The organism is Campylobacter concisus (assembly GCF_002913765.1).
GTDB classification, from domain to species: Bacteria; Campylobacterota; Campylobacteria; order Campylobacterales; family Campylobacteraceae; genus Campylobacter_A; species Campylobacter_A concisus_BB.
On the sequence record NZ_PPCH01000016.1, the window covers coordinates 1 to 1188 of the forward strand.

General features: G+C 40.6%; 1 protein-coding gene. It reads right to left on the reverse strand.

The window, feature by feature from the left end:
- The coding region (locus CYO89_RS04595; RefSeq protein ID WP_103597298.1) for an isoaspartyl peptidase/L-asparaginase family protein at positions 1-980 on the reverse strand (980 nt) is incomplete at its 3' end.
- Positions 981-1188: the final 208 nt, after the last annotated feature.

The window sequence follows — 1188 nt, forward strand, 5'->3', positions numbered from 1 at the left end:
TGATACATACCAAGTTTATCTTTAGTCCAAGCAAAGCCAGTCTTACCAAATTTATCGATAGAGATGATACCACCACTACCGCCTAGTGCTGCTACCTCTTTTACAGCCTCTTCGGCTGCTTTTTGCACATCTGAAGTTTTGTATTTATAAAGGGCTGAGACCTCATGAGCAGCATTTACACGCATGTAAATATCACCTGTGCCTGTGCAAGAGACTGCCACTGAGTCATTATCTGCATAGGTTCCAGAGCCAATTATCGGACTATCACCTATACGGCCAGTCATTTTATTTGTCATGCCGCCAGTACTGGTTGCTGCAGCTAGGTTGCCATTTTTATCAAGTGCTATCGCTCCAACAGTTCCGAGATATGGGCGCTCATATAAATTTAGTGAGGTTTTCTTTGTCTTTTCACTATCAAGCATTAGCTTTTGTTTCTCTTTTGCTCTTTGGAGTGCGTCATATCTAAACTGTGTAAAAAAGTACTTTTGATCAACCATCTCTAGGCCGTTTTCTTTAGCTAACTTGTCAGCTCCCTCGCCAGCAACAAGAGTATGCCAAGTCTTGTCCATGACGACTCTTGCACCAAGGATTGGGTTTTTGATATGCCTTGCCATCGCAACTGCGCCTGCTTTTTTAGTAGAGCCGTCCATAATAGAAGCGTCTAGCTCATTAAAGCCGTCAGCTGTAAATACTGCGCCCTTACCAGCATTGAAATTTGGATCATCTTCTAACACCATAATAGCTGCCGTCACCGCATCCATCGCGCTACCGCCTTTTTCAAGCACAGCTTGGCCAGCCAAAAGCGCCTTTTTCATAGGCTCTTCACGCACTTTAAACTCATCTTTAGTAAGCTCAAGTCCGCTAGTGCCGCCATGTATGACTATGACAGGACTAAATTTATCCTCTGCGTTTAAGAGTGAGCCTGCGAATAAGGCAACGCCAGCTGCCACTAAAACAGCTTTTGAAAATGCTAGTTTCATACGCTCTCCTTTAAAGAAATTTGATAAATCTTAAAAAAATAATATAACTTAATACTTTTTGTTTAGCTTAATATAAGTATACACTTTTGCATGAGGCAGTGTTAAATTTAATAAATTTAGCATCGTGTTCGTTTGTGTGTAATAAAACTTTAACAAGAACGATAAATACATAAACTATCAACACATCACCTCAAAAATGACTTTTTGA